Origin of the sequence: Sphingobium sp. D43FB, from assembly GCF_002312805.1 — a bacterium.
Classification (GTDB): Bacteria; Pseudomonadota; Alphaproteobacteria; order Sphingomonadales; family Sphingomonadaceae; genus Sphingobium.
Window position 1 is genome coordinate 1 of sequence record NZ_NMUA01000077.1, and the last position, 5471, is coordinate 5471.

At 53.2% G+C, this 5471-nt stretch carries 5 protein-coding genes; 3 read left to right on the top strand and 2 right to left on the bottom strand.

The genetic code is table 11. The features are described 5' to 3' along the window. On the top strand, positions 1-254 hold a 254-nt coding region (locus SxD43FB_RS25660; protein ID WP_217988831.1), incomplete at its 5' end, for a hypothetical protein. Between the two features lie 203 nt (positions 255-457). On the opposite strand, the gene SxD43FB_RS22820 is transcribed toward SxD43FB_RS25660, so the two are convergent. After that, positions 458-1969 (bottom strand): primase-helicase family protein, encoded by a 1512-nt coding sequence (locus SxD43FB_RS22820; protein WP_141249616.1) that lies wholly within the window; start codon positions 1967-1969, stop codon positions 458-460. 200 nt (positions 1970-2169) lie between these two features. Between SxD43FB_RS22820 and SxD43FB_RS22825 the strand changes: the two genes are divergently transcribed. After that, the gene (locus SxD43FB_RS22825) at positions 2170-3867 is read left to right on the top strand and encodes a DNA polymerase (protein WP_096064080.1); all 1698 of its coding nucleotides are present in this window, start codon (positions 2170-2172) and stop codon (positions 3865-3867) included. Here SxD43FB_RS22825 and SxD43FB_RS22830 read toward each other — a convergent pair. Then, on the bottom strand, positions 3864-4742 hold the full coding sequence (locus SxD43FB_RS22830; RefSeq protein WP_096064081.1) for a DNA N-6-adenine-methyltransferase: 879 nt from the start codon (positions 4740-4742) through the stop codon (positions 3864-3866). The two genes, SxD43FB_RS22825 and SxD43FB_RS22830, sit on opposite strands and share 4 nt — an antisense overlap. 151 nt (positions 4743-4893) lie before the next feature. Here SxD43FB_RS22830 and SxD43FB_RS25010 point away from each other — a divergent pair, with 151 nt between their 5' ends. After that, on the top strand, positions 4894-5316 hold the full coding sequence (locus SxD43FB_RS25010; protein ID WP_141249617.1) for a hypothetical protein: 423 nt from the start codon (positions 4894-4896) through the stop codon (positions 5314-5316). Positions 5317-5471: the final 155 nt, after the last annotated feature.

A 5471-nucleotide genomic window follows, 5' to 3' on the forward strand; every position in this document is an offset into this window, starting at 1 on the left:
CCGGATGGAATCGTCCCAGGAGGATCATAAAGGTCGATATCGTCCGGCGACTACGATGGCGTGCGGATCGCCGCTGGGATCATCCACGCTCAGCCTGGGACAATCATCATGGAAAAATCGTCGAGCCGCGAAGGGCGGTCAATAATGTAGGCATGGGTCCGCCAGAGGCACGAGATAGTCGGCACCTCAACTCTAAGCCGGAAATGAAAAAGAAGGCCGATTTGGGCGGAACACCTCTTTATCTATTCCTCTAATTTATAAGGTGATAAGGTGCCAATGCCCTTTTATCCCGCATAAAACCGCCATTCGTGGCGGCACCTCAAGGGCACCTCAAGGGCACCTTAACTGGGACAATCCGGCATCTTGGGACTGCGCCAGGCAGAGCCTGGCACAGTCAGGGTGAAGATAAGGTGCCCTTGAGATGCCGATAAAGTGCCAGTGAGGTGCGGCCCCAGGATCAGAGGCGACGCTCTATGTCCGCCATACTGTCATCCGAAACGGTCAGGGAAGGGGCAGCGAAGAACCAGTTAGACTGCGACCCTGTCACCGGGTCCTTCGTTCCCGCCTTGCGCATGAAAAAATTCGGAAAGCGCTTTTCGCCAAATCTTTTCGCGGCCGTAACAAAAGCACGCTGCGTCAGAATGTCGCGCTCGCGCACCCAATCGACTGCGTAACGTCTGTAAGCCTCATGGAGACCAGAAACCGAACACGCCTGAAAATCGTCATTAAATGCGACGATGAGGAATGCCGAAAACGGGCTTTCCTGGACTTCGAGCGCCCGCTGATATCCCAGCCGGTGGAAGGGTTCGATCGTTGTGGCTTCACCATAGCGACCCACCAGTGCTCCGATCCAGCGTGCAACTTCGCCGGGCGCATCCAATATAGTTAACACATCGTCCATGAACCGATCGATATCACGATCAAACGTATCTGCTTGGATGTCCATCCCCTCATGTTGGGCGATCAGCAACGCCAGCTTGAAGTCGCTCATCATCACCGAATAGCGACGATCGATCGACGTCCCGGTGAGCTTGACCGTCCGGCCATAGGCATTACCCGACAATATGAATGCCGTCGTGTTATCATCTTGGCGAATTGCCTGGTGCTTAGGATTGACCCGCAGGGTCTTCGATCCGAGAATTTGCTTCAACCGCTCTGTATCGGTCCGATCAAAGCTCACTTCATTCACCATGGCGACTGCTTTGCCGCGTAGCGAATCATTGTAGTCACCGGTGAGTTCTGCAATCCGCATATTGCCTGCGACCAGCCGCTTTCCAAACAAGGTAGAGAGACACCTCTCCACGAAAACATTTTTACCCGCACCACCGTCATCATTGTCCAAGACGAGCGCGCTCATGCGATACGCTCCCGACTTACGCTGCCGGATCAGATTGTAGCGCACAACGATCCAGCGCTCGATGTAGTGCGCGCCTTCGTCGCCATCTATACCGGCCAAGCTTTGGACAAGGACGTCGAAAATCCAATGGTAGGCCTCGCCATGGACCGGCGGAAGAACGCCGCTGAAATCCATCATGTTGAGAATATCTGACTCAGCAGTATCCTCCAGATACGCTGCGCGAGCGACTACGCGTCCCATCGACCGGAGCGTGCGCTTGATGGTTTCTTCACCAGCCATCACGTCTTCGGGACGGGTTGCCAGAAGCGCGGGACCAGAGATCAACTGCCATTCGCCCGACTTTTCGCGACGGCGATATTTTGAATTTTCCAGCTCATAGTAGACGTCGTCGGATGTGATCCACGTCTGGAGTGCATCCGACTGAGGCTGCGTGCCACGCCCCTTATCCAACGCTTTGAGACGTGTCGTTAGCGCCTTCTGTCGCGCCATTGCCTCCGGGCTTGTGTCATTGCCGAGCGCAATAATGGCCGATTTAATTTCGGCTACTCGCTGATCATCGTCAGAAAGCGGCCTGCATAAAGTAAAGTCAAATTTTTGAATACTATTGTCCACGTTACACCATTGTTAATATATAAGGCCGCGATGTGTGGACTTCATCGCGGCCTTACATCCGAAACTTATCTGCGATGAGATGTTAGTTTCGTAAACCTCTTGGTTGTCCACCAATCGTTGCCTGCATATTTAGCGACACGAGCATACCGAAAATCAATATTTAAATTGATTGCACCGCCTTCACCCCGCCAGATGATGAAATGAAAACATCAAGCGCATCTCCGGCAATTAATGCAGACCTAAAATATCGTTCACTTGTCATCGACGAAAGCGAGCCATTTTGTCTCCTTGATCACGACAATGTCACGATTTTCGACCACGATGGTCAGGCCATAAACGCACGACCATCAGATGTGCTGGATATCGCAAATGCCGGGATTCCTATAGTTAGTTGGTATGTCCCCGCCGTCCGCACACGGTCGATGAAGTTGATCCACTTACAGACCGAAGCAAAAATGATTTTGGGGTCCCATCCGCGCTGGATCGATCGCGACTTCAACGGCTTTACGCAGCCCGACTGTCTGGCAGCCCTTGAGGTAACCAACCTGATAGAGGCCTATATGCGCATTCAAGCGATCCATGAAGTTGAAGGCACGCCGTGGAGTCTCGCCGCCGCGATCGAGCGCGGTAGTTATATATTGGCATTGGACGAACTGCGCCAACGGTCGGCGGGTCTTCCAGTCAATGTCGATTGGTGGTCGCGGGTTCTGAGAAACAAATCACGTATCAAGGTCATCATCGCGCAGGAGGTCGCCACCGCCTATCCCGGATCAAGGTTCTGGCAACAGGACCAAGAGACCGGTAACATTCACTTCAACCAATCTGGCTTCGTCGAGTATATCGGAAGGCGAGGCTGGGACGAGGGGTGGCCGCAACTCGGTGACGGACGCCTGCGACTTGACCGCGAAACGCTTGATCAGCAGATAAAAAATATTCCCGGCCTCGCGTTGTTCCGGCAGGCGCGGGACGCGATCAACGGTCTTCAGGGCCTCCAGTTGACATGGGATCAGAACGACGCAGTCCATCCTGGCTCCACGCCGTATCATACGAAAACTGGCCGAAACCAACCTAGGGTGCGGCAGGGTTTCATTTTCGCACTGCATCCAGCATTTCGCGTTGCAGGCGTTCGGCCTGCGCCGGGTCGCGCGCTGATTGCCTTGGATTGGTCAAAGCAAGAACCTGCCATCGCGATCGGCCTTTCCCGCGACCCGAACTATCGCGCTGCATATCAATCGGATGATCTATATCTTGAATGCGCCCGCCGAGCAGGAGCGGTCCCGGACGGAGCGACCAAATATAGTCACCCCGTGGAGCGGCAGACTTACAAAGCGGCCATGCTGGGAATTGGCTATGGCATGGGCGAAAGGTCGTTGGCAGCCCGGATATACACTGATTTGAACGGGGGGCAGGATACGGAGATCGTCAGCGAAGATGAGGCTGCCAACCGAGCGAAGCGGGTGCTCAGTTGGTATAATGGCGAGTTCGCAGTCCTACAGGCACATCTCGACGGAGAATATCGACACGCACTTGATCGCGGTTGGTGTTCCAGCCCGGATGGGTGGGTGGCATTCGTTTCATCCGAATACAACCGCCGTCCTCAACTCATCAACTTCCCAGTGCAAGCCGCCGGGGCGACCATGCTCCGGCGCGCAGTGACATCGCTGGCTTTTGAGACTGACCTGGATATCTGCCAGACACTCCATGACGCTATCTACCTCAATTGCGATGAGAGGGCGGTTTCCGAAACGATCGCCATTGCCGAGGAGCACATGCGGCGTGCTGCAGAGACCATCACAGACGTTGATATCGAGATCGATGTAAAAGTCATTACGCATGAAGTGCGCTTGGAAGACCCACGCGCGAACCAGCTTCTCGCCATCATCAACACTGCTATCTAGGTGTTACGAGGCAGCCAGATTGCCGGAACCCTCTGCGCGAAGTCGTCGATCTGGTCCCGCCGTCCACCAAATACCATGACCATGAGAGATACAGGGATGGGATTGCGAACGCCTGATAAAGTCAGGAAACGGAGCCTCTCAGCCATCAACCCGACGTCGGCAAGTCGAGCTACCCGACGCTGAAATGTCTGGCTGTCCGTGCGGACTGGACCAAGCATGACGATGGTTTCGCACTCTCCAGCTTCCCATGCGTCGACAGCGCGATTCACCCACTTCATAAAACTGCTGTAGGGCGGATTGACGAAGACCATACGCGCTCCTTCCCAGGATGCCGCAAGCCCGCAGTCCGGCGGCATGATGATCCGGCGCGCCGCCAAGGGCGCGTCTGGGTGACCGCAGGGATCAAGGTCGATTTCCCCAAATGCTGAAGTGACATGATCAAGGAATGCCGTCGGCGTGAATCTTTTGTCGCTTTCGCCCGACGGATCGTGTGCCCACGACGGGCGAATGGGTTCGGCTTTCCGGGCGTTGCGGCCCAACACTTCAAATACCTTGATCAACGACGCGACAGACCCTTCGCTCCGTTCGATCGCTGCCAGAGTCTTCCGAGTTATCCCAGCACGCTTTGCCACTTCATCGAGTGACCAGCCCAACTGCTGACGTTTGCGCCGAAATTGTTCAGGCAGTGTCGATCCTCTGGCGATACCGGAGAAATGAAGTTCGAGGCACGCCATCACTTGCATCAGCAAAATCACCGATCCGGTGCCGCGCTCCAGGCGCTCGATCGACTGCGCAGAGACACCTAGTGCCTTGGCTAATGCTGCACGCCATAGGCCGCGTGATCGGCGGGTGCGCTGAAGATGGTCGAGTAGCATCTGATGACGAATATCATCACATTTTACGCATTGAAACTAAACCCTTCGTCGGATTGAAATTCACTTGCGAATACCAAGTCAGCATCTCGTAAATATATTGCATAACCAATATAGTATTAGATAAAGTATACATATGATTATGGAGAACATCATGGCTATAAATACAGAACACAACAATAAACGATATATTGGACATATCGAAGACGAGCCGCAAATTTGGCAAAATTATTCCGACAACAAAGATGATTGCATAAAATCTACAGGTTCTCTGGTCGATCATCGCAATAAAGTAAATGGAGCGGGAGAAGGCGTTGTAATAGATACAATTACGAATTCGATTGTTGCGTGTTTCGAAATGCACGTTCCGACGCGTCAAGAGGATATTGAATTCATCATCGGCGTTGTCAAAAGCTGCAATAGTGGGCCGACGAAATATTTTAATGGAATTGTGATATCAGAAGATGAAGATGAAATCGTCGATGAATTCGAGCCAGAAAAACGAATTTTCGAAAGCGGTTTAAGTGCTACTGATGAAATAATTCGGCGTATAAAAATGCGTAGCTCGCTGCAATAAACTTCTCACAAATTTCCAACGAAATTAACCCGTCTTATTCAGCGGTGGGGCTTTGAGGGTTGGCGGGAGTGGCGTAAGCCTTTGGCTTGCTGTAGGAAATTGGATGTCTAGACCAACCTGCAGCGAGGCAAAAAATGCCACAGGCCACACCCGCC